This window comes from Streptomyces sp. NPDC002324, from assembly GCF_053593335.1.
The window spans coordinates 238,724-263,701 of sequence record NZ_JBSFCF010000002.1; the positions used below are offsets into that span (position 1 = coordinate 238,724).

Here is a 24,978-nt window from a genome sequence, read left to right on the forward strand (position 1 = left end):
GGCAGCGCAGGGTGGTTCAATCAACCATGCATCGGAATATTGGTTGATTCATCCATGCAGGGCCGGTCGGTCGCCCGGTCCGCTCCCGACGGTTCAGCGAGGGCGCCGGGACTTCACCGCGTGTGCCCCCGCGATGTGGTCGGTCAGGGCCAGGGAAGCGCTCGCCCGCTGGTAGGAGAGCTGGCCGACACGGACGTACAGGCAGTCGATGAGCATGAGCACCGAGTGGCGGGCGCCGATGCTGCCGGTGCGGAAGCTGGTCTCCGAGGAGGAGGAGATCAGCCGGATGTCGGCGGCGCGGGCCAGCGGTGAGCGCGGGTCGGCGGTCAGTGCGACGGTGGTGGCGCCGCGCTCCCTGGCCAGCTCGAACGGCTCGATGGCCTCGCGGGTGGCGCCGGAGTGGGAGATGCCGATCGCCACGTCCGCGGGGGTGAGCAGGGCCGCGGAGGTGGTCGCGGCGTGCACCTCGGTCCAGCCGCGCACCGCGCACCCGATGCGGAACAGCCGGGTCTCCGTCTCCTGGGCGACCGCGCCGCTGCCGCCGACGCCGTACACGTCCACGCGCCGGGCGCGGGCCACGGCCTGCGCGGCGCGCTCGACGGAGTCCAGGTCGATCCGGTCGATGGTCTGCTGGACGGCCCGCAGGTCGGCGGTGCCGACCACCTGGACGACCCGCTCCAGGCTGTCGTCGGGGGAGATGTCCGGACCGATCTCCGCGCTGCCCCACTCGGAGGACTCGCCCCGGCCCCGCTCCTGGGCCAGCTCGATCAGCAGGTGCTGGTACGAGTCGAGGCCGATGGCCCGGCAGAACCGGGTCACGGTGGCCTGGGAGGTGCCGGTGCGGCGGCCCAGCTCCGCGGCCGAGCAGTGGGTGACGGCGGCCGGATCCTCCAGGATCAGCTCGCCGACCTTCCGCAGGGAGCCGGCCAGCCGGGGCAGCTCGGTGCGGATCAGGGTCGTGACATCGGTCGAGGGCATGCAGAGAAGGTATCAGCCACCCGTTGGCGCCATGGCTGAATACCAGGACCGGACTTCGCGTCCCCGCGCATGCGTGAACTGCGCCATTGCCCCGGATGCCGGGCCTGTGATTCAGTGATTCACTGATAGGCAAGTATGAGGTGGTTCAATCCATCAGTGGGGAGTCCCAGGTGTCCGTCGAGTCCACGAACGAGTCCCCGCACGAGTCCGTGACCGAGCCCGCGCACGAGTCCGTGACCGAGGCCGAGGCCGAGGCCGAGTCCGTGACCGAGCCGGTGGGCGCCGACCGTTTCGCGCGCGAGGGCCTGGCCGTCCTGAACCGCCTCACCGCTTCCGCCCGCGCCGACGTGAGCGCCGCCGCCACCCTGATCGCCGACTGCGTCCGCGCGGACGGCGTCGTCCAGGCCTTCGGTACCGGCCACTCCCAGGCCATGGTCCTCGAACTCGCCGGCCGTGCCGGCGGCCTCGTGCCCACCAACCGGATCCAGATGGCCGACCTCGTCCTCTTCGGCGGCGACAACCCCAGCGATCTCGACGACCCGCTCCTCGAACGAGAGCCCGGCATAGCGGTCCGCCTCTACGAACTGGCCGACCCCCGCCCCCAGGACCTCTTCGTCGTCGTCTCCAACTCCGGCGTCAACAACGTCATCGTTGAGATGGCCCTGCACGCCAAGGAGCGCGGCCACCGCCTCCTCGCCCTCACCTCCCTCGCCCACACCCGCTCCGTCCCCGCCACCCACCCGAGCGGCAGGAAACTCGCCGACCTCGCCGACGTCGTCCTCGACAACGCGGCCCCGCGCGGCGACGCCCTGCTGGAGCTGCCGGGCGGTGGCGCCGTCTGTGCACTCTCCACCCTGACCGGCGTCATGCTCGTGCAGATGACGGTCGCCGAGGCGGCCGCCCAGCTCCTCGCCTCCGGCGACCGTCCCCCGGTCTACGTCTCCGCCAACTTGCCCGGTGGTTTCGAGAGCAACCTGGAGCTGGAGAGGCGGTACGCCGGACGGATCCGGCGCACCGCCGGTTGAACACCCGCTAGGGCACCGGGACGGGCGTCAGCGCGACCGCCAGGGGATAGGCGCCGGTCGGCAGCGGCGCCCCGGCGGTGCCGGACGCGGTGTCGACCGGCACCAGCCGGTTCCCGTCGGCCGTCGTGACATAGGCCGTGGCGCCGTCCCAGTCCAGGCCGACGTCGAAGGCGGACCTGCCGACGGCGACCTTCGCGCCCGGAGCGCCGGTCACCGTGTCGACGGGCGTGATGTGGTCCCCGGTGCTGGGGCTCACCCACAGGGTCCGCCCGTCCGGTGACAGGCCGAGGCCGTACGCCTGACCGGAGACCAGGAACGTCGGCTCGGTGTCGTTGGTCGCCGTGTCGATCGGAGTGACGGTCGAACCGCCGGAGTCGGACACGTACACACGCTTCCCGTCCGGCGCCGCCACGACGTCGAAGGGGCGCGGGCCGACGGGGATCGCCGCCCCGGCCTCACCGCTGTCGAGGCGGACCGGTGTGACGCTGCTGTCGTGGATGTTCGCCACGTACAGCGTCCGGCCGTCGGGGGTGACCGCCATGTTCTCCGGCCCCGCCCCGACCGCGAGGGCCGCGCCCGCCTTCAGTGTGCCGGTGTCCACGGGCTGGACCGTGCCGTCCGTGTAGTTGGCGACCCACAGGGTGCCGCCGTCCGGTGTGAGCGTGAGCCCGGCCGGAACCCGGCCCACGCCGACCGTGGCGGTGACCTCGCCGCGCGCCACGTCGATGACGCTGACCGAGTTCGAGCCCTGGTTCGCGGCGTAGGCGGTACGGCCGTCCGCGCTCACGACCACCTCGCCCGGGTTGTCGCCCACGGCGATGTCCGTGCTCCTCCCGGAGGACAGGTCGATCGAACTGACCGACGCACCGCTGAAGTTGGCCGTCAGCGCCCTCGGCGATCCCTTCCCGTCGGTGACCCGGACCGGGATCGCCCGGTCGAGGACGCCCGAGCCGGACACCACCACGGAGTGCACGCCCTCGGTGACCCCGGTCAGGGTGACGGTGACCGAGGCGCTGCCCCGGGCCGGGACCGACACGGTGCCCCTGGCGGGCGAGGCGGTGAGCCCGTCCGGCACGGCCAGCTCCCAGGTGACGGTCCGGGTCTCGGCGGACGAGAAGCGGAGGGTCACCGACCCGGAGGCACCGGGCCGCAGGGAGAGCGAGCCGGGGGCGAAGGAGGCGTCGACGCCGGGGTCGGGGGCGTGCCGGAGCATCGCCGAGTAGAGGAACTGGTCCATCACCCCCGGCGACACCTGCTGCGGGATCGCGTCCAGCGCCTTGCGCTCACCGCGCAGCCGCTTCCAGTACGCCGACACGGCCTCGGTGTCACCACGCCTGTCCGCCAGCAGCAGATCCACGGCCGTCAGCCCGGCGGTGCCGTAGGAGCCGAGCTTGTCGAGCCAGGGCGAAGTCTCCTTCAGGAAACCGGGGTTGGCCAGGCGCGAGCGCAGCTCGGCGGGCGTGGCGGCCATGGCGCCGAAGTAGGACCGCAGCGCGGCGGCCGCCCGGTCGAGGCCGCGGTCCTCCTCGTACGCCGTGCGGAACGCGGCGACGAGCCCGGTCAGCGTCGGGGACTCGGTGGCGTCGAGCTGGGAGGAGTGGTTGTTCTCGGCGAGGATCCGCAGCCATGCGGCGGCGCCCGGCCCCGCCAGATCCCGCACGGAGGCCGCGAACGCTGCCCGCGGATCGTAGGAGTCCGGGTTCCACAGGTACGCCGCCGACGTGAACAGCGCGAGTCTGCTCGCCTCCGCCTGCACCATCGGATTGGCGGTCACACCGGCGGACGCCCGGGCCACGCCGGGCTCCCGGCCGGTGTAGGGGCCGAGCAGGAGGCGGCTGGTGACGTAGTCGTTGACCGGGTAGTTGTCCCAGAGCAGGATCGGATGACCGTAGACCTCGCGGGCCTGCCGGACCTGCGCGGCGGTGACGGTCGGCGCGATCACGCCCACGCCGGTCCACTCCACGACCACGTCCGGGTCCAACCGCTCGCGCAGCGCCGTCTTGTACGGGCTGTCGGCGAGGTCGGAATACTCGGTGGGCACCATCTCCAGCGGATCGAGCCCGGTACGGCCGGCGGAGAACTCCTCCCACACCCGGTTCAGCAGACGCGCCTGCGCGGCACCCGCCGCGCCGCCCCCGCTGCCGAACTCCTCCTGGTCCGCCGCGCAGTTCCACTTCGTGTAGCTGATGTCGTCCAGCGGGATCGCGAACGAGCGCACGCCGATGTCGTACAGCGAGGCGAACTTGCGGACCAGGGCGGTGATGTCGTCCGCCGAGGAGTAGCAGACCGACAGGCCGGGGGAGAGGGCGTAGGTGAAGCGGACGTGGTCGGCGCCGGCCCGGTCGACCAGCTCGCGCAACCGGTCCAGTCGGGCGGCCGGGTACGCGTCGCGCCAGCGCTCCCGCAGGTACGGGTCGTCCTTGGGGGAGTAGACGTACACGTTCTGCTTGGTGCGGCCGTAGAAGTCGAGCTGGCTCAGCCGTTCGGCGTGGGTCCACGGTGTGCCGTAGAAGCCCTCCACGACGCCGCGCAGCTTCGCCGTGGGCCAGTCGCGGACCGCGACCTCGGGCAGCCGGCCGCCGGTGAGAAGCTGGCGGAGGGTCTGGGCGGCGTAGAAGGTGCCCGTGGTGTCGGTGCCGGAGAGGGCGAGCAGCCCGCGCCCGGCGTGGCGGCCGGAGGCCAGGACGTATCCCTCCGCGGGCAGCCCGGCCGGTGACCTGACGCCCAGCCGCCGCAACGCGCCCCGGGTGGCCGGGTTCTCGTCCGGCCCGCCTACGAACACGGTGAGCCCGGCGGCGGGCGGTCGCTCACCGGCCGGCACGGTGACGATCCGTGCGGCCCCGGCCGCCCGCAGCGCGGCCTCGACGACCCTGCGCGCGGAGGGATCGGTGCCGGGGCCGACGACCTCCACCACCCGGTCGGGAACGGCGAGCCGACGCCCGCCCGCCTCGATGTGCCGGGGCGTGGGCCACACCTCCGGGACCGCCCGGCTCTTCGACGCGGACGGCGCGGACGGTGAGGAGGGGACGGACGAGGTGGCGGCGGCCGACGGCAGCGAGGAGAGGCTGAGGCTCAGGGCCAGGAGCAGGACCCAGCGCAACCGCTTTGGTCTGTGGGGGTGTTCGGGGCATGGGGGGAGCCAGGTGATTGAAGCCATCGAGAAAGGCTAGGTCTGCTGAATCAACCATTCAATAGGCGGGAAGTGCCTTCGCGTCGCGGGAGCGAGCGTCGTAGGTCGATGCCTGCGCGGCGCCACGGTCGTGCCGGGTTCCACCCGCAACCTGGCGTTCGCCCACCGTTCGAGCGGAGGTCCCGCGCGATCCGGCCGCCGTTCGTGCCGGAGGCCCCGTTTCGATCATGGAACGCGTTCGGTCATGGGCAGGAAAAATCTCGACGGATCCGCCGACTGCCGGGACGGCGCGGCGGGATAGAAAGGGACCATGACTGAACGCGATGGTCTGGCAGGTGGCGTGGACGACGTCGATGAGGTGACGCGAGCGGTGCTCACCGCGTCGCGGCTGTTGGTCGCGATCTCCGCACGGTCACTCGCCGCCGTCGAGGAGCGGGTGACGCTGCCGCAGTTCCGCATGCTGGTGGTGCTGTCCATGCGGGGCGCGACCAAGCTCGTGGTACTCGCCGACCAGCTTCAGGTCGCCCCCTCCACGGCCATGCGGATGGTCGACCGGCTGATCGCGGCCGGACTCGCCGACCGCCGGACCAACCCCGGCAACCGCCGCGAGACCCTGCTGCAGCTCACCGACGAGGGCCGACGTGCCGTCGAGGACGTCATGGCCCGTCGGCGCACCGAACTCGCCACGGTCGTCGAGCGCCTCGCCCCGGCCCAACGGGAGGCACTCATCGGCGCGTTGACCGCGTTCAACACGGCGGGCGGGGAGCCCTCGGCCCCGGCGTCGGACGACGCGGAGACGTATCCGCTCGGCTGGGTCGACACCTGGGTGGGCCGAGGCGCCTGAAACCCCCGGCAGGGCCGCGCCCCACGCCCCCGGGGGAGCGCGTCACTGTGTGGCACCACCGCCCGCGGAGCCGTCCGTCGATCCGTCCGTGGGGGTGGCCGTCGGCGCGGACGTCCGCACGTTCAGGTCGGGGCGGGGGGCCAGGACGACCATCGGGGCCCCCGGCTGGGGCACGGGCGGGGTGACCTGCTCCTTGGGGAGCTTCGGCGGGTTGGTCTGCTGGTAGTTGACCTGGTCGTGGTTGACCAGGCCGGTCTTCTCCAGCACGGTGATGTGGTCGAGCACGGTGTCGTTGGCCAGGTCGGCGAGCTGGCGCACCATGGTGTTCCTGGTGCTGGCGCGGATCTTGGCGATGGCCGGGAAGATCTGGCCGTGCGTGACGCGCATGATGGTGACGGCGGTGGAGTCGAACTCCTTGCCGGTGGCCGAGTCGGCGGTCGCCACGAACTGCTGCTGTTGCGGGCTGGCCTGGTTGTTCAGGGTGATGCCCAGCTCGGGCGCGATCCTGCGGCACAGCTCGTCGAGCCCCGCGTGCCCGACGACGAGATGCGCGCCCGCCTCCTTCATCTCCGCCGTCGTACCGCGCTGCATGGCCATCTCGCCGAGCGGGTACTCCCACAGCCCCGCGGAACGCACCTTGATGACGAAGTCCCGGTCGGCCTCCGTGAGGGGGCCGTACTGGGTGTTGGCGATGATCCGGTCCGGGGTGGCGGTCGTCGTCCCGACCCCCACCAGGGCGGGATAGGCGAGCGCGGCGACGGTCATCACCAGACCGCCGCTCACGAAGATCGTTCCGATGCTCCATGTGCGTCGCATGGAAGGGGTACCTCCTGGCAGCCGGGAAGTGGGTCACCAAGGGGTACGGACGGGGTCGGCGAATGAATCATTGCTCTAGGTAAAATTTGCAGTGTGCTCGAATGGAGTGCCGGGGAACGGGTTCCGCGCCAGGGTCCCGGCGCCACGCGGGGCGGGTCGTGAGTGGGCCGCAAGTGGGCCGCATGTGAAACCGCGTGTGAAATCGCGAGCGGCGCGAGGCCGGCGACGGGGCGGCGGGCGTCGGGTGGTGCGCAGGCGGCGTCCTTGCTGGTCGAACGGGCCGTCGCGCGACTCGGTGGCATCGGTGATGGAGCCACTGCGCCCCTGGGGGCACGTGCCCCTCACCGGTCGCCCGTCTCGCCGTGGCCGCCTTCGGGGCGTCCCTGCCGGTGGCACCCGCCTCGCCGCGACCGCACCTCGTCCCGGCGCCCGCCGAGTCCGTCACCGCGGGTGAGTGGAGGCGCGAACCGTGACTCGTGTTGCTGATGCCCGTATCCTCGTCAATGCCAGATATTTCCGATAAGCGGATTGTCCAGGGCGCGAGTGAGGCCAGCGTGGTGCGGTCCGACGGCGAGCCGGTACTCACGGGACGTGCGACAGACGGCACGGGCCCTTCCCTCTTTCGTGACCGGGGCCCCGTCCTGTCCCGCGAGCGGTTTCTGCAGGGTGAGTCGGCGGAGACCGGTGTCCGGGCCTCGATCCTCAGCTCCTGGCAGCGGTGCCGGTCCCTCGGGCTGTCGCCGGACCGGTCCGACCTCCCTTTCCGGGACGACTTCGACCGGGACGACCGGATCACCCGCGCGGCCGTACCCGTGCTCGACCGGCTGGAGTCCAAGTTCGCCGGCAGCGCGATGAACATCTCCGTCGCCGACGCGAACGGCACCGTCCTGCTGCGCCGCTTCGGCGAGGCCTCGCTGGCCAGAGGGCTCCCGGACATCCAGACCGTCCCCGGGTTCGTCTTCGCCGAACAGTTCGCCGGCACCAACGGCATCGGCCTCGCCCTGGCCGAACGGCGGCTCATCCGGGTCTACGGCGCCGAGCACTTCGCCGACCGCTCCCAGGCCAGCGCCTGCCGCGCACTCCCCGTGCGCGACCCGCTCAGCGGCCGTATCGAGGGCGTCCTGTGTTTCGGATATCCGCGCGGCTTCGAGCACCCGGCGCTGGACGGCGTGATCCGCAAGGCGGCCGCGGCCATCGAGCGGCGGCTGCTGGGGCAGAGTTCCGTGCGCGCACGTTCCCTGCTGCGGGCGTATCTGGACGCCGGGGCAGAGGCGGGCGCGCGCCCGCAGCACGGCGTCGGCGTCGAGGAACTGGTCCGCGGGCTGCGCCCCGCCGACCGGGCCACCCTCCTGGAGAAGGCCGCCGAGCTGATCTCCCGCGCGCAGCGGGCCGCCGTCGACGTACCCCTGTCGGACGGCCTCCGGGTCACCCTCGTCAGCCGCCCGATGACCAGCGCCTCCGGAGTGGAGGGCATCGCCGTCGAGGCGATCCTGCCCGGGGCCGCACGGCACGAGGCCCTCGCCACCCCACGCCGGACCGAACCGGTGCCGAGCCTCCCCGCCGAGCCCGCGCGACCCGTCGAATCCGCCGGCACCGCCACGGTTCGGCGCCTCCACTCCCCCCTCGCCGTGGCGCCCGGCCCGCTCACCGCCGTCCCCGCCCCCGGCCGTACGCACACCCCCGCAACCCCACCGGCCGGGTTCGCCGCGGCCGTCGACCTGGTCTCCGCCGACGAACTCACCGCCGACGGCCTCACCGCCGACGGCGCTCCTCCCCCCGACAGGGGACTCCTTCTGGTGGGAGAGCCCCACGTCGGCACCTACGCCCTGGCCGCCCGCCGCCGGCTGGAGCTGCTGTCCGAGGCCAGCGCCCGTATCGGAACCACCCTGGACGTACGCCGCACCGCCCAGGAACTCGCCGAGACGGCGGTACCGCGCCTCGCCGACTATGTCACCATCGACCTCGCCGAACCCGTGCTGCGCGGCGAAGAGGCCGCGGACCCGCGCGACGACCTGCGCCGCACGGTGGTCCACGGCATCCGCGACGACCTCCCCTTCAGCCCGGTCGGCAAACAGGTCGACTACGGCCCCACCGTCCCGCAGCTGCGCTCCCTGACCAGAGGGGAAGCGGTGCTGGAGCCGGACCTGCAGACGGCCGCGGGCTGGCTCGCACAGGACCCCGAGCACACCGACCGGCTGCTGAGCCACGTCCACTCCCTCATCGCGGTCCCCCTGGTCGCCCGGGGCGTCGTCCTGGGCGTCGCCGCCTTCTACCGCGCCCAGGACCCCGCGCCCTTCGACGACGACGACCGCTCACTGGCCCAGGAGCTCGCCACCCGCGCCGCCCTGTCCATCGACAACGCCCGCCGCTACACCCGCGAACGCACCATGGTCCTCGCCCTGCAGCGCAGCCTGCTCCCGCAGGGGCTCCCCGACCAGGACACCGTCGAGGTCGCCCACCGCTACCTGCCGGCCGAGTCCGACGTCGGCGGCGACTGGTACGACGTCATCCCGCTCTCCGGCGCCCGCATCGGGCTCTTCGTCGGCGACGTCGTCGGCCACGGCATGCTCTCCGCCGCGACCATGGGCCGGGTCCGCACGGCGGCCCGCAGCTTCGCCGAACTCGACTTCGCCCCGGACGAGGTCCTCACCCACCTCGACAACCTCGTGGCCCGACTGGACCGGGAGGATCCGGTCTCCGACGGCGGCGGCATCATCGGCGCGACCTGTCTCTACGCCGTCTACGATCCGACCTCGCAAATGTGCAGCCTGGCCCGCGCCGGCCACCCGCCGCCCGCCCTGGTCGGCCCGGACGGCACCGTGTCGTTCCCCGAACTTCCCGCCGGACCTCCCCTCGGCCTCGGAGGGCTGCCCTTCGAAGCCGTCGACATCCACCTGCCCGAAGGCAGTCAGCTCGTCCTCTACACCGACGGCCTCATCGAGGACCGTGACCGTGACGTCGATGTGGTCCTCGACCAGCTGCGCGGGGCGCTGGCCCACACCGAGCGCACCCCGGAGGAGACCTGCCGGGTCGTCCTGGACACGGTGGCGCCCGCCCATCCGGGCGACGACATCGCCCTGCTCGTCGCCCGCACCCATGCCTTCGACCCGGGGCGGATCGCCACCTGGGAGCTGCCCGCCGACCCGGCCCGCGTCAGCGAGGTGCGCGCCGCCGCCCAACGGCAGATGGCCGCCTGGGGCCTCGACGAAGCCGCGTTCGCCGCCGAACTGATGCTCAGCGAGCTGGTCACCAACGCCATCCGCCACGGCGCCGGACCCATCCGGGTACGACTGCTCCGCGACCGCTCACTGATCTGCGAGGTCGCCGACACCAGCAGCACCGCTCCGCATCTGCGCCGGGCGGCCACCACCGACGAGGGCGGCCGGGGTCTGTTCCTCGTCGCCCAGCTGTCCCAGAGCTGGGGCACGCGCTACACCCCGGAGGGCAAGGTCATCTGGGCCCAGTGCGGCCTCGACGGCGGCTGACGCGACCGACGTCGACCGGCGGTCAAATGCCGCGAAGGAGGCGATATCGGTGGTTAGTATCGCTGGCGCAAGCAGAAGCCGGAAGAACTAGCCAGGCCGACCCCCGGAGCTGTCCGTGCACGACGCTCACGACACCTCTGCGCAGCCGGTCCCGCCCGGCGGGCCCGGACCACTGGTCCGCGTCCGGGGCCTCACCAAACGCTTCGGCGGAACCCTCGCCCTGGCCGGCGTCGACCTCGACGTGCACGCCGGCAGCGTCCTCGCGCTCCTCGGCCCCAACGGGGCCGGAAAGTCCACCCTCATCAAGATCCTCGCCGGCGTCCATCGCGCCGACGCGGGCCACGTCACCGTGGACGGACACCCGCTCGCGAGCCGCGCCGCCTCCCCCCACCTCGCCTTCATCCACCAGGACCTCGGCCTCGTGGAGTGGATGACGGTCGCCGAGAACATCGCCCTGAGCACCGGCTACGCGCGCCGAGCCGGACTGATCTCCTGGCGGCGCACCCGGGAGGGCTGCACCGAGGCGCTCGCCCTCGTCGGCGGACACCTCGACCCCGACGCGCCGATCGCCCGGCTCGCCCCCGCCGAGCGGTCCCTGGTCGCCATCGCCCGCGCCCTGGCCACCCGGGCGAAGCTCATCGTCCTCGACGAACCGACCGCCCGCCTGCCCGCGGCGGACTGCGCCCGCCTCTTCGACGTCCTGCACACCCTGCGTGACCGGGGCCACGGCATCCTCTACGTCAGCCATCGCCTCGACGAGGTCTACGAGGTCGCCGACACCTTCGCCGTCCTGCGCGACGGCCGCCTCGTCAGCCACGGCTCGACGGCAGGCCACAGCCCTCTGAGCCTGGTGCGCGACATCACCGGCGAGGAACCGGCCGCCCACCGCCCCGCGCCCGCCCCGGCCCACCCGCGCCCTCTCTCCGCCTCCGGCGCCCCGCCGGTCCTGGCCCTCGACGGCGTGAGGACCTTCGGCGCGGGACCGGTCGACCTGGAGCTGAGAGCGGGGGAGGCCCTCGGCCTGGTCGGTCTGTCGGGTGCCGGGCACATGGACCTCGGCCGGGCCCTCGCCGGCGCCCGGCCCCTCCTCGGGGGACAGGTACTCCTCGACGGCGGCCCCTACCACCCCCGCACCGTCGCCGACGCCGTGCGACGCGGGGTCGCCCTCGTCCCCGGCGACCGGCAGCGGGAGGGCTGGCTCCCCGAACTGACCGTGCGGGAGAACCTGCTGGCCAACCCCCGCGCCGGAGACGGGCCGACGCCGCGCTGGATCGGCCCCCGCCGTGAACGCGCCGCGGCCGCCGCGCTCGTCGAACGGTTCTCGGTGCGGCCGCGCGACAGCGAGGCCCCCATCGCCGTCCTGTCCGGCGGGAACCAGCAGAAGGTCATGATCGGCCGCTGGCTGCGGACCGGTCTGCGTCTGCTGATCCTGGAGGAACCCACGGCGAGCGTGGACATCGGCGCCAAGGCGGCCGTCCACCGGCTGCTCGCCGAGGCACAGGCCGACGGCCTCGCGGTCCTCCTCATCTCCACCGACTTCGAGGAGGTGGCGGGCGTGTGCGAGCGGGCCCTGGTCCTCGTCCGCGGAGCCGTGACCGCCGAACTGACCGGTGCGGCCCTCACGGTCGCGGCCCTCACCCGGGCCGCCTCGGCCATGCCCCCCGCCGGAACCGCGACGGCCCCATGACCGCCCCGCCCTCCCCGTCCGCACCGCGCCCCCGCCGCTCGCGCCCGCCGAAAGGGCCCGCCCCCGGCACCCGTACGGGCGGGCAACTCGTCGGCGCCTACGGCCTCCTGGGCCTGACCGCCCTGCTCGTCGTGTTCTTCTCCCTGACCCTCCCGCGCACCTTCCCCACCCTGGACACCGTCGACTCGATCCTGTCCACCCAGTCGATCCCGGCCGTCCTCGCGCTGGCCGCCATGGTCCCCATCGTGACCGGCGCGTTCGACCTGTCCATCGGCTACGGACTCGGCCTGGCGCACGTCATGGTGCTGTACCTGATCGTCGACGCCGGCTGGCCCTGGCCGCTCGCCTGCCTCGCCGTGACCGTCGGCGGGACGGTCGTGGGCGTCCTCAACGGCGTCATCGTCGAGTTCGGCCGCATCGACTCCTTCATCGCCACTCTCGGCACCGGCAGCATGATGTACGCCGTGACCGGCTGGGTCACCGACGGCGGCCGGATCGTCCCCGGCCCCCAGGGGCTCCCGCCCGCCTTCACCGACCTCTTCACCTCCACGTTCCTCGGCCTCCCGGTCCCCGCCTTCTACGTGCTGGCGCTCACCGTCGTCCTCTGGCTGGTGCTGGAACGGCTCCCGGTCGGCCGCTGCCTGTACGTCGTCGGGTCCAACCCGCGCGCCGCCGACCTCGTCGGCATCCCCGTCCGCAGATACACCGTCTGCGCCTTCGCCGCGTCCGGCCTGATCGTCGGCCTCGCCGGAGTACTGCTCGCGGCCCAGCAGCAGATCGGCAATCCGAGCGTCGGCCTCGACTACCTGCTGCCCGCCTTCGTCGGCGCCCTCCTCGGCTCCACCGCCATCAGACCCGGCCGCCCCAACGCCCTGGGCACCCTCGTCGCCGTCGCCGTCCTCGCCGTCGGCCTCACCGGCATCGCCCAGATGGGCGCCGACTTCTGGACGGTGCCCCTGTTCCACGGCGGCACCCTGCTCCTCGCCGTCGGCCTCGCCGGATACGCCGCCCGCCGCCGTATGCACACCGGCGTCCTCGCGGCCCGCGACGCACCCGTCGACCCGGCCCAACCGCCGCCGGGCGGTACTCCATGACCCCGGCCGCGCGCCCCGCCGCCGCACCTCCACCGCCCCCCGGCCGCGCCCTCCCGCTCGTCCCTTCGCGAGGAGCCCTCGTGCACCACAGAAGCAAGACCGCCGTCGGCGCCCGCGGAGCCCGGTTCGCGGCCACCGCGCTGCTGACGGTGTCCACCGTCCTGCTCGCCGGCTGCGAACGCGGATCGTCGAGCGATCCGGAGACCTCCGCCTCGGGCCCCAACGGCTGCCCGAAGGCCTATGCCGAGGCCCGGGCCGCCGTCGGCCGGGCGGAGCGGACCGACGTCCCCTGGAACGGCCCGACCACCGGCCCCGAGGCCGTGACCGGCAGAACCATCGTGTACGTCGCCCAGACCATGACCAACCCCGGAGTCGCGGGCGCCGCCGACGGCGTCCGGCAAGCCGCGCGGGTCATCGGCTGGAACGTCCGGGTCATCGACGGCGGCGGCACCCCCGCCGGTATCCAGGCGGCGATGAGCGAGGCGGTGACGCTACGCCCCTCGGGCATCGTCGTCGGCGGCTTCGACCCCGGCGCGACCTCGCAGCAGCTCGCCGGCGCCCAGCGCGCGGGCATCCCCGTCATCGGCTGGCACGCGGTCGCCGCACCCGGCCCCAGCAGGCGCCCCGCCCTCTTCACCAACATCACCACCCAGGTCGAGGACGTCGCCAGGATCAGCGCGCAGTGGGTCGTCTCGACCTCCGACGGCGACGCCGGGGTCGTGATCCTCACCGACGCCTCCATCCCCTTCGCCAAGAACAAGTCCGACCTGATCAGAGCCGAACTCGCCACCTGCGCGGGCGTGAAGCTCCTGTCGTACGTGAACATCCCGATCCCCGACGCGAGCAGCCGCACCCCCCGCGAGGTGGCCTCGCTCCTGTCCCGCTTCCAGGACCGGTGGACCCACTCCGTCGCCATCAACGACCTGTACTTCGCCGACGCCGCGCCCGCCTTCCGCGCGGCCGGCAAGGACGGATCGGGTCCGCCCCTCAACATCGGCGCCGGGGACGGCGACCCCTCCGCCTTCCAGCGCGTCAACAGCGGCCGGTACCAGGCGGCCACCGTCCCCGAACCGCTCACCCTGCAGGGCTGGCAGATCGTCGACGAGTTCAACCGCGCCTTCTCGGGCCGCCCGGCCAGCGGTTATGTGGCGCCCGTCCACATCAGCACGGCCGACAACAGCGCGGGCGCCACGAGCTGGGACCCGTCGGGCTACCGGGAGGGGTACCGGAAGATCTGGGGCAGGTGACCGCGCCACCTCGCCCGCGCGTGCGCCCGACAGCCCGTGCCTGGTGCGGCCGGGGTGCCGGATGCCGCCGCCCCGGTGGTCACAGACGCAGGACGATCAGTGCCGTGTCGTCGGTGTTGCCGGAGGGCGGGAGGAGATCCGCCAGCAGGGCGTCGGCCAGGGTCTCGGGGTCGTGCTTGCGGTGGTGGGTCAGGGAGTCGGCGAGGCGCCGCAGACCCGTGTCGATGGCTTCGGTGCGGCGCTCGATCAGCCCGTCCGTGTAGAGGACCAGCGTGGAGTCCTCGACGAAGGACGTGCGGGCCTCGGGCCGGGCGGCGTGGGTGGGCCGGGCGGCGAGCGGCGGGTCGGTGGCGTGGTCGAGGAAGGTGACGGTGCCGTCGGGGTGCACGAGGGCGGGCGGGGGGTGGCCCGCGCAGCTGTAGGTGATGGTGTGGCTGTCCCAGTCGATGAAGGTCGTCACCACCGTGGTCGACTCGGCGCCCTCGACGGAGCGGGCGTAGAGGTCGAGGGCCTCCAGCGCCTGCGCCGGACCGGCGGAGAGACGGGTGGCCCCGCTCAGGGCGCTGCGCAGCTGCCCCATGGCGCAGGCGGCCGCCAGACCGTGGCCGACGACGTCCCCCACGGCCACCGCGAGACCCTCCGCGGGCAGGCCGACCAGGTCGTACCAGTCGCCGCACACGTTCAGCGCGCCGATGGCCGGCCGGTACCGTACGGCCGCGTCGTGCTGCCCGGTCGGGCCGGGCGGCGGCAGCATCGCGGCCTGCAGGGCCAGGGCGACCTCGCGCTCGTGGGCGTGGGCCGTGCGCAGCCGTTCGTTGACCTCCTGCAGTTCCCGGGCGCGGGTGTACAGCTCGGCCTCCAGGACCTGGGCGCGGCCGTCGCCCCCGGGGCCGCCGCGGGCGCGGATGAGTTCGGTGACCTCCTCCACCCGGTGGACGATCAGGGCCACCTTTCCGTCGGGGCCGATCACGGGCGCGTTGACCGGGCTCCAGTAGTGCTCCTGCCAGGAGCCGGGGCGCTCGGCGTCCTCGATGTCGTAGCGGAGCAGCGCCATCGTGTCGCGCTCGCCGGTGACCACCGCGCGCAGCATCGACTCCCGGGTTTCCCGCATGCCGGCCGCGGCCGGTTCGTTCGGGTTCTCGGGGAAGACGTCGAAGATGTAGCGGCCCAGCAGCTGCTCGCGGGAGCGCCCGGCGAGCCGCAGGAAGTCGTCGTTGGCGTCGACGTACACGAGATCGGGCGTGAGCAGCGCCACCATGCCGGGCAGGGCCCGGAAGACCGCCGCATAGTCGATATGCGGTTCCCTCATGTCCAGCCTGCCTTGGCGCCGAGCGTCGGTGTGCCGTTCCACGATAGGCGTGAACGGGCCACGGGACCCGGCAGATCCGCAGCATCGCCGACGAGCTACGGCCACCCCTGCCACCCGGGACGTCCCACGCCTCACCGGCACCACCATGTCCCGGCCGCCCTCCGGGCCGCTGACCAGCCACGCGCATCCTGTCGGGTGGGAATGACCGAAAGAGTGAAGCCCGGAAAGAGCGCTTGATCCGCCCTCTCCGGTCTGCTCCACTCCTTCGCGCTCTTCTTCGCGCCCTTCCACGCCATCCCGCACCGCGTCGGGCGGTGCCCGTCAGACCGCGCCCTCAGACCGCGCCCGTCGGACGGTGACCATCAGACCGTGCCCGTCGGACGGTGTCCGGGGTCAGAAGATGCCCGGGCCGGGGGTCAGGATCCCGCACGGGTCGTAGCGCTGCTTCCACTCGGAGAACCGCGGCCACATCGAGCCGTAGTGAGCCTGCCAGTCGGCCGCGGTGAACGCGCACGCGCCGTGCGGGTAGCGCACCCCGCCCACGGCCGCCGCGTCCTGGTAGAAGCGGTAGTTGCGGTCCATCATCCGTGCCGCGAAATCGGGGTCGGGGCCGGAGCGCGCGGCGTCGGTCAGCACGCTGACCAGCCAGACCCAGGGCCCGCCCGCATCGCTGGGCAGCCGCAGCAGCGGTCGGCGGTAGCTCGAACGCAGCATCGGGAAGATCAGCCCGAAGCCGGTCGGGCCCAGGTCCTCCGCGGTCAGCGACGAGAACACCGACGCGACGTACTCCTCGACGGCGTCGTCCGGCAGGAACAGGTCCGACCAGGGCTTGACCTTCGCGTCCCAGTCCAGGTTCGCCGCGAAGGAGTCGTACATGGTGGTGACCAGGGAGATGTAGTCGAGATAGGGGGAGTCCTCGAAGGCCGCCGTGGCCGCGGCGGGGCTGAGACCGCGCAGCAGGTGGGAGGTGTCGGGTGCGTCCCCGGGGTTGTGGAAGACGGTGGCCCACAGTGTCAGGGGCTGCGCGGTGCCCGGCTGGGGGATGCTGCCGAGGGAGTCGAACTCGCCCCGGTTCGCCAGGACACGGACGTCCCGGAAGAACGTCGGGATGTCCTGGTACCCGATCCGGTACGTACGGGCCAGCTGTTTGGCGGGCACGAGGTCGATGGTGGCCCGTGTGATCACTCCGCACTGCCCGAGCCCGGCGAGCGCCGCCTCGAACAGGTCGGTGTTCTGCGTGCCGGAGCACCACCGCAGCCGGCCGTCGCCCGTGACCACCTGCAGCCGATCGGCGTGGTCGACCTGGGCGCCGGCCCGGTAGGCAGACATCATCCCGATGCCGCCCATGGACAGGGTCCCGCCGACCGTCGTGCCGAGGTAGCTGGTGATCGACGCCGGGGTGAGGCCCTGCTCGTACGCGGCCTCGATCAGGTCCTGCCACAGCACGCCGGCGTCGACGTCGGCGCCGTCCGTGCCGATCGAGTGGATGGTGTCCAGCGACCGCATCTCGATGACCAGGCCGCCGCTCACGAGCGGCTGGCCGAACATCGCGTGGTGCGCGCCGGCCGGCGCGACCTCGATGCCGTGGTCGGCGCAGAAGCCGACCATCTTCCGGATGTCCTGCACGGAACCCGGCCGGAGTACCGCGCACGGTCTGAGGAACACGATGTTGCCCTGGTCGTGCGCATTCGCCGCGAGGGACGCGGCGTCGAAGACGAGGGTGCCGTCGAGCGGGGGCACGGTGGCGAACGCGGAGTTCTCCGCTGCCGCCGCCTCGGTCACCCACTGCCGGGCGATCAGGTCGAAGCCGGCCACGAGGGCCACCGTCCCGGCTCCGAACCGGGCCAGGAACTGACGCCTGTTGAGGGCACTGTGTTCTTTGTGTGACATGACAGCCTCCGTGATGTCGAAGCGGCGGATCGTCGGCACGCCGCCGCGGGTTCGTCGTCCTTTTCTCGGAGCGGAATCAGCCGGGCGAGCCGTGCCGGCCGACGGCCGGGCACCGCGGTGCGTGCCGCGACCCGAGACCGGAGCCGGGCCGGCGGTCCGCACGCACAGCGATCTCCCCCTGACGTTCCGCTTACCGCTCATCATGACTTCCGGGGGGCTTTCCGCGCGACGGTCCGGATCATCAACTGCGGCCCGGCATGCGGCCGGTGGACGACTACACGAGTCAACGCCGCCCGGGTGTAAGGCAGTCGTCTGCGGCAATGCGGCTTGTGCCCGTGTTCAACACATTCCGGTTCGGCTCAACTGCCGGGACAACTGCCCTGGTTGACGCCTCGTCATCAGCTTGAGTGATGATACGATCACAGCACTTACCGAGTGGACGGATGGGTGCAAAAGGAGCATCCGTCGTCCTTGGTGAATTCCTCGTAGCAACCCTGGAATGGCTGACCTTCGGTACGTGTGAATTGACAGGAATTCAGTAGCTGGCTATCGGCCGCCTGAAGAGGGTCTCATGACGCAATACATACAAAATTCGGCGCTGTGGGCACTCCTTGTCGTAACCCTTGTCGCCGCCACCCTCATCGTTCGTCAGCGACGGGCGGCGCGGACATTACGGCAGGAGATCGCAGGGCTCAAGAACCACTACGGTGAGCTGGAGAGCCAATACACGGAGTCCGTCCGCACGGCCCAGCAGGAAGCCGAAGGCGAGACGAGGACCGCGCTGAAGTCCGCCATGAGGACCCTGCAGGGCCTCGCCGCCGAACAGCAGCGCATCATCTCCGGACTGCAGCGCAAGTACGGTGACTCCGTCATGCTCCAGGACCTTCTGGAGATCGACCACATGAACGCGCAGTTCGGCCGGCGGGCCCAGTCCATCGCCGTCCTGTGCGAGGGCTGGCTCGGCCGACACCGCGACGTGGCCTCGGTCTACGACGTGGTCCGCAGCGCCCAGGGCAGGATCCGCCACTTCCAGCGGGCGCACATCCTGTCCAAGGTCGACTTCGGCGTCACCAGCCGGGCCGTCGAACCGGTGGCACTGGCCCTCGCGGAACTGCTCGACAACGCGACCAGCTACTCCAGCCCGGACACCGTGGTCGAGATCAACGTCCGCTCCGTGCCCAAGGGCGTCTGCATCATCGTCGACGACGCCGGTGTCGGCATGAACGAGGAGGAGAAGGCCAGGGCCGAGAAGCTCCTGACGAGCGAGCGGGCCACGGGCGTCTCCGGACTGGGCAACCCTCCGCAGTTCGGCTTCGCGGTGATCGGCGTGCTCTGCGAGCGGTTCGGCTTCACCGTGTCGGTGGACTCCACCTCCCCCTACGGAGGCGTGCGGGCGGTCGTGCTGCTGCCCGACGACCTGCTCACCGACATGCCGGTGCCCAAGCAGCCGGCCGCGTCGGTGGAGCCGGCCGCGCCGAGGGAGGAGCCGTCGGTCGTCGAGACGCGCCCCTCGGCGTACGAGCCGGCCCCCGAGCCCGCGCTGCCCCTCGGCACGACCGAGGACGGCCTGCCCAAGCGGCGGCGCAAGCGGCCGATGGCCCTGGTCTCGACCGGCCCGTCCGCCGCCCCGGCCGCCCCCAAGCGCCGCAGTGAGGAGACGGCAGCCATCATGGCCGCCTTCAAGCAGGGCACGGACGCCGGCCGCGCCACACATCCGGAGGGGGAGCGGCCGGGCGGAACCCGTGACGCGAGCAGCGAAGGGCACGAGGTTCAATGAACAACGATCTTTCCTGGATGCTTGACAGCGCCTTGGAGATCCCCGGAGCCCTCCACGCGGTTCTGGTCTCCTCCGACGGGCTGCTGAGGGCACGCTCGAAGGACGTGGACAAGGACGACGCCGACAAGGCCGCCGCCGCGATGAGCGGCATGCAGTCGCTCAGCCGGTCCCTGGCGTTCTTCTGCTCCCGCTCGGACCTGCGCTGGCAGCAGACCCTCGTGGAGTTCGACGGCGGCTGGATCTTCCTCATCTCCGCCGGCGACGGCGCCTACCTCGCCGTGTCGGCCTCCTCCGACGTCGACATGGCCGACATCACCTTCCGCATGCAGCAACTCGTCGGACAACTGGGCAAGGTCATGACCGCCCCGCCCCGGGAGAGCAGCGTGGTACGGCCATGACCGATTCCGACAGGCACGAGCACGAAGCCGCCGAATTAGTACGCCCGTACGTCATCACCGGTGGGCGCAGCCTTCCCGGGGAGAGCCAGTTCTCCCTCATCACGCTGGTCACGGCGGTCGTCGACCAGCAGCAGCGGCCTGCCCGCCTCTCACCCGAGGAGCAGAACCTGCTGGGGATGTGCGTCGGCGGTTACCTCTCCGTCGCCGAGATCTCCGGACACCTGCACCTGCCGGTGGGGGTCGTGAAGATCCTGCTGGCCGCCCTCTCCGAGGCGGGCTACCTCGTCACCCGCCCGCCGGCGACCCGTGCGCCCGTCGCCAACCTGCAGATCCTCGAGGAGGTGCTCCATGGTCTCCAGTCCAAGTTTGGATGAGCGGGCCTACGTTCCCGGCGGAGAGACGCAGACCGCCGTGAAGATCCTGGTCGTCGGGCACTTCGCGGTGGGCAAGACCACGTTCATCGGATCGATCTCCGAGATCTCGCCGCTCTCCACCGAGGAGACGATGACCCAGGCCGGCGAGGCGATCGACGACCTCAAGGGCGTCCAGGGCAAGACCACCACCACGGTCGCCATGGACTTCGGCCGCCTCACCGTCAGCGACCGTGTCGTGCTGTACCTCTTCGGCACACCCGGCCAGCAGCGCTTCGTACAGATGTGGGAGGACATGGCACGCGGCGCCCTCGGGGCGCTCGTGCTCGTCGACCCCGAGCGGCTGGCCGACTCGTTCGCCGTGATCGACCTGATCGAGCAGTACGGACTCGACTACGCGATCGCGGTCAACCATTTCGACGGCACGTCCATACGTGACGCCAGGGCACTGCGCGAAGCGCTCGATCTGCTCGACGACACCCCCATCGTCACCTGCGACGCGCGGGACGAGCGGTCGTCGGCCGAAGCACTGATCACGCTCGTCCGCTACTTGATGGACCGCGCCCGTTAGGAGCAGAGCAGACATGACCTCCGATTCCACCTTCCCCGCACCCCCGCCCGGCTGCCCGGCCCACGACAGCGGGATGCGGGTCCCGCTGTACGGCCCGGAGTACGCCGCCGACCCGCAGGCGTACTACGCCTACATGCGGCACTACGGGCAGACCGCACCGGTCGAGATCGCGCCCGGCGTCGACGCCACCCTCGTCACCGACCACGCGACCGCGCTGAGGCTCCTCCAGGACTCCGGCAACTTCCGCAAGGACGCGCGCCGTTGGCGGGACGTCGCCGAAGGCAAGATCGGCCCGGACAGCCCCGTCGTCCCCATGCTGGGGTACCGCCCCAACGCCATGTTCACCGACGGCGCCGAACACGCCCGGCTCCGCCAGGCCATCACCGACAGCCTGGCCAAGGTCGACTCCCGCCGTATCAGCGACATGACCAAGCGGGCCTCCGACTACCTCCTGGCCCAGGTCTCCGCCCGCGGCTCCATCGACCTGATGAACGACTACGTCAAGCAGCTGCCGCTGCTCGTGTTCAACGAGCTGTTCGGCTGCCCGGCGGACATCGGCGACCGGGTCGTCTTCGGCATCTCCGGCGTCTTCGAGGGCGTCAACGCCGAGAAGGCCAACGCCGTACTGGGACAGGCCGTGTTCGAACTGGTCGCCCTCAAGCGCGCCAGGCCCGCCGACGACGTCACCTCCTACCTGATGCGGCACGAGGCACGGCTGACCGACGAGGAACTCGTCCACCAGCTGATCCTGCTCCTCGGCGCGGGCGCCGAACCGCTGCGCAACCTCATCGGCAACACCCTGCACCGGCTGCTCCTGCACGACCGGTACGCCGACGGCGGCCTCATCGAGGAGGCCATCGACGACACGCTGTGGGAGAACCCGCCCATGGCGAACTACGCGCCCCACTACCCCGCCATCGACCTGGAGTTCGGCGGCACGAAGATGCGGGCCGGCGATCTCGTCCTCGTCAGCATGACGGCGGCCAACACCGACCCGGCGCTCGCAACGGCCCGTCAGACCGGCGGCCGGCGCGCACATCTGTCCTGGAGCGCGGGCCCGCACGCCTGCCCCTCCAAGGAACTCGCCCGCCTCGTCACCATGGTGGCCATCGAGAACCTGCTCAACCGCCTGCACGACATCGAACTCGCGGTGCCCGAGGACAGCCTCACCTGGCGACCCGGCCCCTTCCACCGCGCGCTCGCCGCGCTTCCCTGCCGCTTCACCCCGCAGGTGATGCAGCGCCCGGCCCCGCCCCGCGCGGAGACGACCGCACGAGGCGACAGCGCCCCCGCGGGCCGGAAGGCCGAGCGAGGGGTGTGGGGCTCCTTCCTGTCCTGGTTGAAGGGGTGACACCCGCAATCGCCTGTGACGGAAGGCACTGCATGAGCTTTCAACCAAAGGGGTAGTAACGCGGCGGCAATTCGTGGTGACCAACGAACAAAGGGAGGTGTCGTGGACCACATATCCACCGGCGCCGCTGCTGCTCGACATCCGGACATGTACCGCCGCTCCAGACTGCACACCGCATTAACCCCCGTGGAGGCCACGAAGGGCGAGATCCGCCACCGGTCGCCACGAGACGAGATACCCGCCGAGGTCGGCGGGTATCTTTGCGTCTCCTCCCACCCCCCGGCCGCCGGCCGGGAGAAACCTGCGTCCCCGGCACCGTCCCCCCACTCCGAGCAGCGGCGGGAGCACCGGTGAGCGCCCACGGGTCCGGCACCGGAGGGACCCGCGAAGAACGGACGCTCGGCGACCTCGTGACGGGCCAACTGCGGCGGCTGTGCCAGGCGTCCGGGCTCGGACCGTCCGAGGCGGACACCTATGCGCACGTACTGACCGACTCCCTCGGAGCGGCGGCCGAGCGGTCGCTGGACCTGCCGCCCCCCTCCCGGAGCTTCCTGTCCGACGACTCCACCCCCGTGGAGTTCTCGCTCTCCTTCGCACCGGACGCGCCCCCCAGGCTGCGGGTGCTGCTGGAGCCGGGATGCGGCGCCGGCACCCTTCGCGAGGACGGGCGCACCGGTCTGCGCGTCGTCCGTTCCATGGCACGACGCTGGGGCTTCGGCACCGCACAACTCGACGCCCTGGAGGACCTGTTCCTGCCCGGCGACCCGCACGGCCCGCTGGCCCTGTGGATCGCCCTGGAGCTGCGCCCCGGCGGCGTCCCCAGGATGAAGGTGTACCTGAACCCGGCGGCGTCCGGCGCGACGAGAGCCGCCGGGACGATCCGGGAAGCGCTGGACCGGCTCGGCCACCGGCACGCCTTCGACGCGCTGCCCCCGGCCGACGGCTACCCGTTCTTCGCCCTCGACCTGGGGGACTGGACGGCGCCCCGGGTGAAGATCTACGCCACCCACCACGGACTGCCGGTGACGGCCGCCGGCGGCCTGTGCCGGATGGACTCCGGTCCCGACGGCGCGACGCTGGAGGAGTTCCTCCGCACGGCGGGCGGCTTCGACGACGGAGCGGGGCGATCCTCGGTCGCGGAGGCCCGGTTCGACCGGCGGCCCGTCCTGACCTGCCACTCCTTCACCCGGACGACCGGCGGCCCCACCGGCTTCACCCTCCACGTCCCGGTCAGGGACTACGCCCGGGACGACGCGCAGGCACTGCGCCGGGCCGGAACCGTCCTCGGCCGCCACGGGCTCGGCACCGACACCCTCGCCCGGTCATTGGCCGCCGTCACCCCCCGGCCCCTCCGGGACGGCGCCGGACTCATCGCCTACGTGGCGCTGGCCCACGAGCAGCACCAGCCGCCCCGGGTGACCACGTACATCTCGTCGGAGGCCTATGAGGTCCGGCCCCCGAACACTCCCTCGGCCGACCGCACCACACCGTCCCCCGGACGGCACGAGTCCGGCCCCCGGCACGGCAACGACCAGGCATTCAGCAGTACGTCAGGAGCAAGGATCAGCATGGAGCCCTACCGCATCAAGGTCGTCGAGCCCATCGCGCTCACCACCCGGCAACAGCGCGAGGCGGCGCTGGAGCGGGTGCACTACAACCTCTTCGACCTGCGCGCCGAGGAGGTGACCATCGACCTGCTCAGCGACTCGGGCACCGGCGCCATCTCCGCCGCCCAGCTCGCCGCGGGCATGGAGGGCGACGAGTCCTACGCGGGCTCACGCTCCTTCTACCGCTTCCACGAGACCGTGACCGAACTGACCGGCTACCGGCACATTCTTCCGGCCCACCAGGGGCGTGCCGCCGAACGCATCCTGTTCAACACGCTTCTCGAACCCGGCGGCATCGTCCTGGCCAACACCCACTTCGACACCACCCGGGCGAACGTTGAACTCTCTGGATGTCAGGCCCATGACATCCCGTGCGCCGAGGCCCGTGACCTCGACAGCGAACGCCCTTTCAAGGGCAACATCGACCTCGACAAGCTCCGCTCCACACTCGAAGGACCGGACGGCTCCCGCGTCCGCGTGGTGATCATGACGATCACCAACAACGGAGGCGGCGGCCAGCCCGTCTCCATGGAGAACCTCAAGCAGACCGCCGAGATCTGCCGCCGCCACGGCGTCCCCCTGATCCTGGACGCCGCCAGGTTCGCCGAGAACGCCTGGCTCGTCACCCGCCACGAAGAGGGCTACCGCGACCGCACACCCCGCCAGGTCGCCGAGGAGGCGTTCCGTCTCGCCGACGGCTGCGTCATGAGCGCCAAGAAGGACGGCATCGTCCACATCGGCGGCTTCATCGGCCTCAACGACCCCGAACTCGCCGAGAAGTGCGAACGCCTCCTCATCGCCACCGAGGGCTTCGCCACCTACGGCGGGCTCGCCGGCCGCGACCTCGACATGATGGCCACCGGCCTGCTGGAGGTGACCGAACCCGCCTACCTCGCCGAACGCGCCGACGTCGCCTCCCACCTCGCCGACCGCGTCCGCTCGGCCGGCGTCGACATCCTCGAACCCCCGGGCCTGCACGCCCTCTACCTCAACGCCGGACGCCTGCTCCCGCACATACCGCCCCACCACTACCCGGGCCACGCGCTCGCCTGCCGTCTCTACCTCGAAGGCGGCATCCGCTCGGCCGAACTCGGCTCCCTCTACCTCGGCGAGGAGGACGAGGACGGCAACCCCACCAAGAGCGCACCGTACGAACTGGTCCGTCTGGCACTCCCACGCCGCGTCTACACCCGCAGCCACTACGACCACGTCGGCCGGACCCTGGAACAGATCGTCAAGAACGGGGAATCCGTCCACGGCTACCGCATCGTGGAGCAGTCCCCGATCCTGCGGCACTTCCGCGCCAAACTGCAGCCGGTGACCGGCTGACAACTCCGGCCAGGTGACATCGACGCCCCGACGGAGCGACCCCACCCTCCGCCGGGGCGTCGTGCGCGG

General features: G+C 71.9%; 17 protein-coding genes. 12 read left to right on the top strand and 5 right to left on the bottom strand.

Going from position 1 to position 24,978, the window contains the following annotated elements; genetic code table 11:
- Window positions 1-93: 93 nt before the first annotated feature.
- Window positions 94-978 (bottom strand): MurR/RpiR family transcriptional regulator, encoded by an 885-nt coding sequence (locus tag ACWCRJ_RS04090; protein WP_450937795.1) that lies wholly within the window; start codon window positions 976-978, stop codon window positions 94-96.
- Between the two features lie 233 nt (window positions 979-1,211).
- On the opposite strand from ACWCRJ_RS04090, the gene ACWCRJ_RS04095 reads away from it, so the two are divergent.
- Window positions 1,212-2,003 (top strand): sugar isomerase domain-containing protein, encoded by a 792-nt coding sequence (locus ACWCRJ_RS04095; protein WP_450938147.1) that lies wholly within the window; start codon window positions 1,212-1,214, stop codon window positions 2,001-2,003.
- A gap of 7 nt (window positions 2,004-2,010) precedes the next feature.
- On the opposite strand, the gene ACWCRJ_RS04100 is transcribed toward ACWCRJ_RS04095, so the two are convergent.
- The gene (locus ACWCRJ_RS04100) at window positions 2,011-5,160 is read right to left on the bottom strand and encodes a beta-N-acetylglucosaminidase domain-containing protein (RefSeq protein WP_450937796.1); all 3,150 of its coding nucleotides are present in this window, start codon (window positions 5,158-5,160) and stop codon (window positions 2,011-2,013) included.
- A 283-nt stretch (window positions 5,161-5,443) separates the two neighbouring features.
- Between ACWCRJ_RS04100 and ACWCRJ_RS04105 the strand changes: the two genes are divergently transcribed.
- Window positions 5,444-5,977 (top strand): MarR family winged helix-turn-helix transcriptional regulator, encoded by a 534-nt coding sequence (locus ACWCRJ_RS04105; protein WP_450937797.1) that lies wholly within the window; start codon window positions 5,444-5,446, stop codon window positions 5,975-5,977.
- A gap of 42 nt (window positions 5,978-6,019) precedes the next feature.
- Here ACWCRJ_RS04105 and ACWCRJ_RS04110 read toward each other — a convergent pair whose 3' ends face one another.
- Window positions 6,020-6,793 carry a DUF4142 domain-containing protein gene (locus ACWCRJ_RS04110; RefSeq protein WP_450937798.1) on the bottom strand — a complete coding sequence of 258 codons (774 nt, stop codon included), beginning with the start codon at window positions 6,791-6,793 and terminating at the stop codon, window positions 6,020-6,022.
- 554 nt (window positions 6,794-7,347) lie between these two features.
- Between ACWCRJ_RS04110 and ACWCRJ_RS04115 the strand changes: the two genes are divergently transcribed.
- The 4 genes from ACWCRJ_RS04115 (at window position 7,348) to ACWCRJ_RS04130 (ending at window position 14,306) form a co-directional block, all read left to right on the top strand.
- Entirely contained in the window at window positions 7,348-10,278 is a 2,931-nt protein-coding gene (locus ACWCRJ_RS04115) for a SpoIIE family protein phosphatase (RefSeq protein WP_450937799.1), read from the top strand.
- A 115-nt stretch (window positions 10,279-10,393) separates the two neighbouring features.
- Window positions 10,394-11,965: a sugar ABC transporter ATP-binding protein gene (locus tag ACWCRJ_RS04120; RefSeq protein ID WP_450937800.1), complete on the top strand. Its 1,572-nt coding sequence runs from the start codon at window positions 10,394-10,396 to the stop codon at window positions 11,963-11,965.
- A complete protein-coding gene (locus ACWCRJ_RS04125) occupies window positions 11,962-13,059 on the top strand; it encodes an ABC transporter permease (protein ID WP_450937801.1) in 1,098 nt (365 codons plus the stop codon). The genes ACWCRJ_RS04120 and ACWCRJ_RS04125 overlap by 4 nt, the downstream gene beginning before the upstream one ends.
- An 80-nt stretch (window positions 13,060-13,139) precedes the next feature.
- Window positions 13,140-14,306, top strand: a complete 1,167-nt coding sequence (locus ACWCRJ_RS04130) for a substrate-binding domain-containing protein (RefSeq protein ID WP_450937802.1) — start codon at window positions 13,140-13,142, stop codon at window positions 14,304-14,306.
- Between the two features lie 79 nt (window positions 14,307-14,385).
- Here ACWCRJ_RS04130 and ACWCRJ_RS04135 read toward each other — a convergent pair whose 3' ends face one another.
- Both ACWCRJ_RS04135 and ACWCRJ_RS04140 read right to left on the bottom strand, forming a co-directional pair.
- Window positions 14,386-15,615 carry a PP2C family protein-serine/threonine phosphatase gene (locus ACWCRJ_RS04135; RefSeq protein WP_450937803.1) on the bottom strand — a complete coding sequence of 410 codons (1,230 nt, stop codon included), beginning with the start codon at window positions 15,613-15,615 and terminating at the stop codon, window positions 14,386-14,388.
- A gap of 393 nt (window positions 15,616-16,008) precedes the next feature.
- The gene (locus ACWCRJ_RS04140; RefSeq protein ID WP_450937804.1) at window positions 16,009-17,505 is read right to left on the bottom strand and encodes an FAD-binding protein; all 1,497 of its coding nucleotides are present in this window, start codon (window positions 17,503-17,505) and stop codon (window positions 16,009-16,011) included.
- Between the two features lie 571 nt (window positions 17,506-18,076).
- Between ACWCRJ_RS04140 and ACWCRJ_RS04145 the strand changes: the two genes are divergently transcribed.
- The 6 genes from ACWCRJ_RS04145 to ACWCRJ_RS04170 all read left to right on the top strand — a co-directional run bounded on the left by ACWCRJ_RS04145 (window position 18,077) and on the right by ACWCRJ_RS04170 (window position 24,909).
- Entirely contained in the window at window positions 18,077-19,282 is a 1,206-nt protein-coding gene (locus tag ACWCRJ_RS04145) for an ATP-binding protein (protein WP_450937805.1), read from the top strand.
- A complete protein-coding gene (locus ACWCRJ_RS04150) occupies window positions 19,279-19,680 on the top strand; it encodes a roadblock/LC7 domain-containing protein (protein ID WP_005475236.1) in 402 nt (133 codons plus the stop codon). The genes ACWCRJ_RS04145 and ACWCRJ_RS04150 overlap by 4 nt, the downstream gene beginning before the upstream one ends.
- On the top strand, window positions 19,677-20,054 hold the full coding sequence (locus ACWCRJ_RS04155; RefSeq protein WP_005475232.1) for a DUF742 domain-containing protein: 378 nt from the start codon (window positions 19,677-19,679) through the stop codon (window positions 20,052-20,054). Before ACWCRJ_RS04150 ends, ACWCRJ_RS04155 begins: the two co-directional genes overlap by 4 nt.
- A complete protein-coding gene (locus tag ACWCRJ_RS04160; RefSeq protein ID WP_013005331.1) occupies window positions 20,029-20,622 on the top strand; it encodes a GTP-binding protein in 594 nt (197 codons plus the stop codon). Before ACWCRJ_RS04155 ends, ACWCRJ_RS04160 begins: the two co-directional genes overlap by 26 nt.
- A gap of 13 nt (window positions 20,623-20,635) precedes the next feature.
- Complete coding sequence (locus tag ACWCRJ_RS04165; RefSeq protein ID WP_450937806.1) at window positions 20,636-21,973, top strand: cytochrome P450; 1,338 nt, start codon at window positions 20,636-20,638, stop codon at window positions 21,971-21,973.
- Window positions 21,974-22,323: 350 nt separating this feature from the next.
- Window positions 22,324-24,909 (top strand): tryptophanase, encoded by a 2,586-nt coding sequence (locus ACWCRJ_RS04170; RefSeq protein ID WP_450937807.1) that lies wholly within the window; start codon window positions 22,324-22,326, stop codon window positions 24,907-24,909.
- Window positions 24,910-24,978 lie beyond the last annotated feature (69 nt).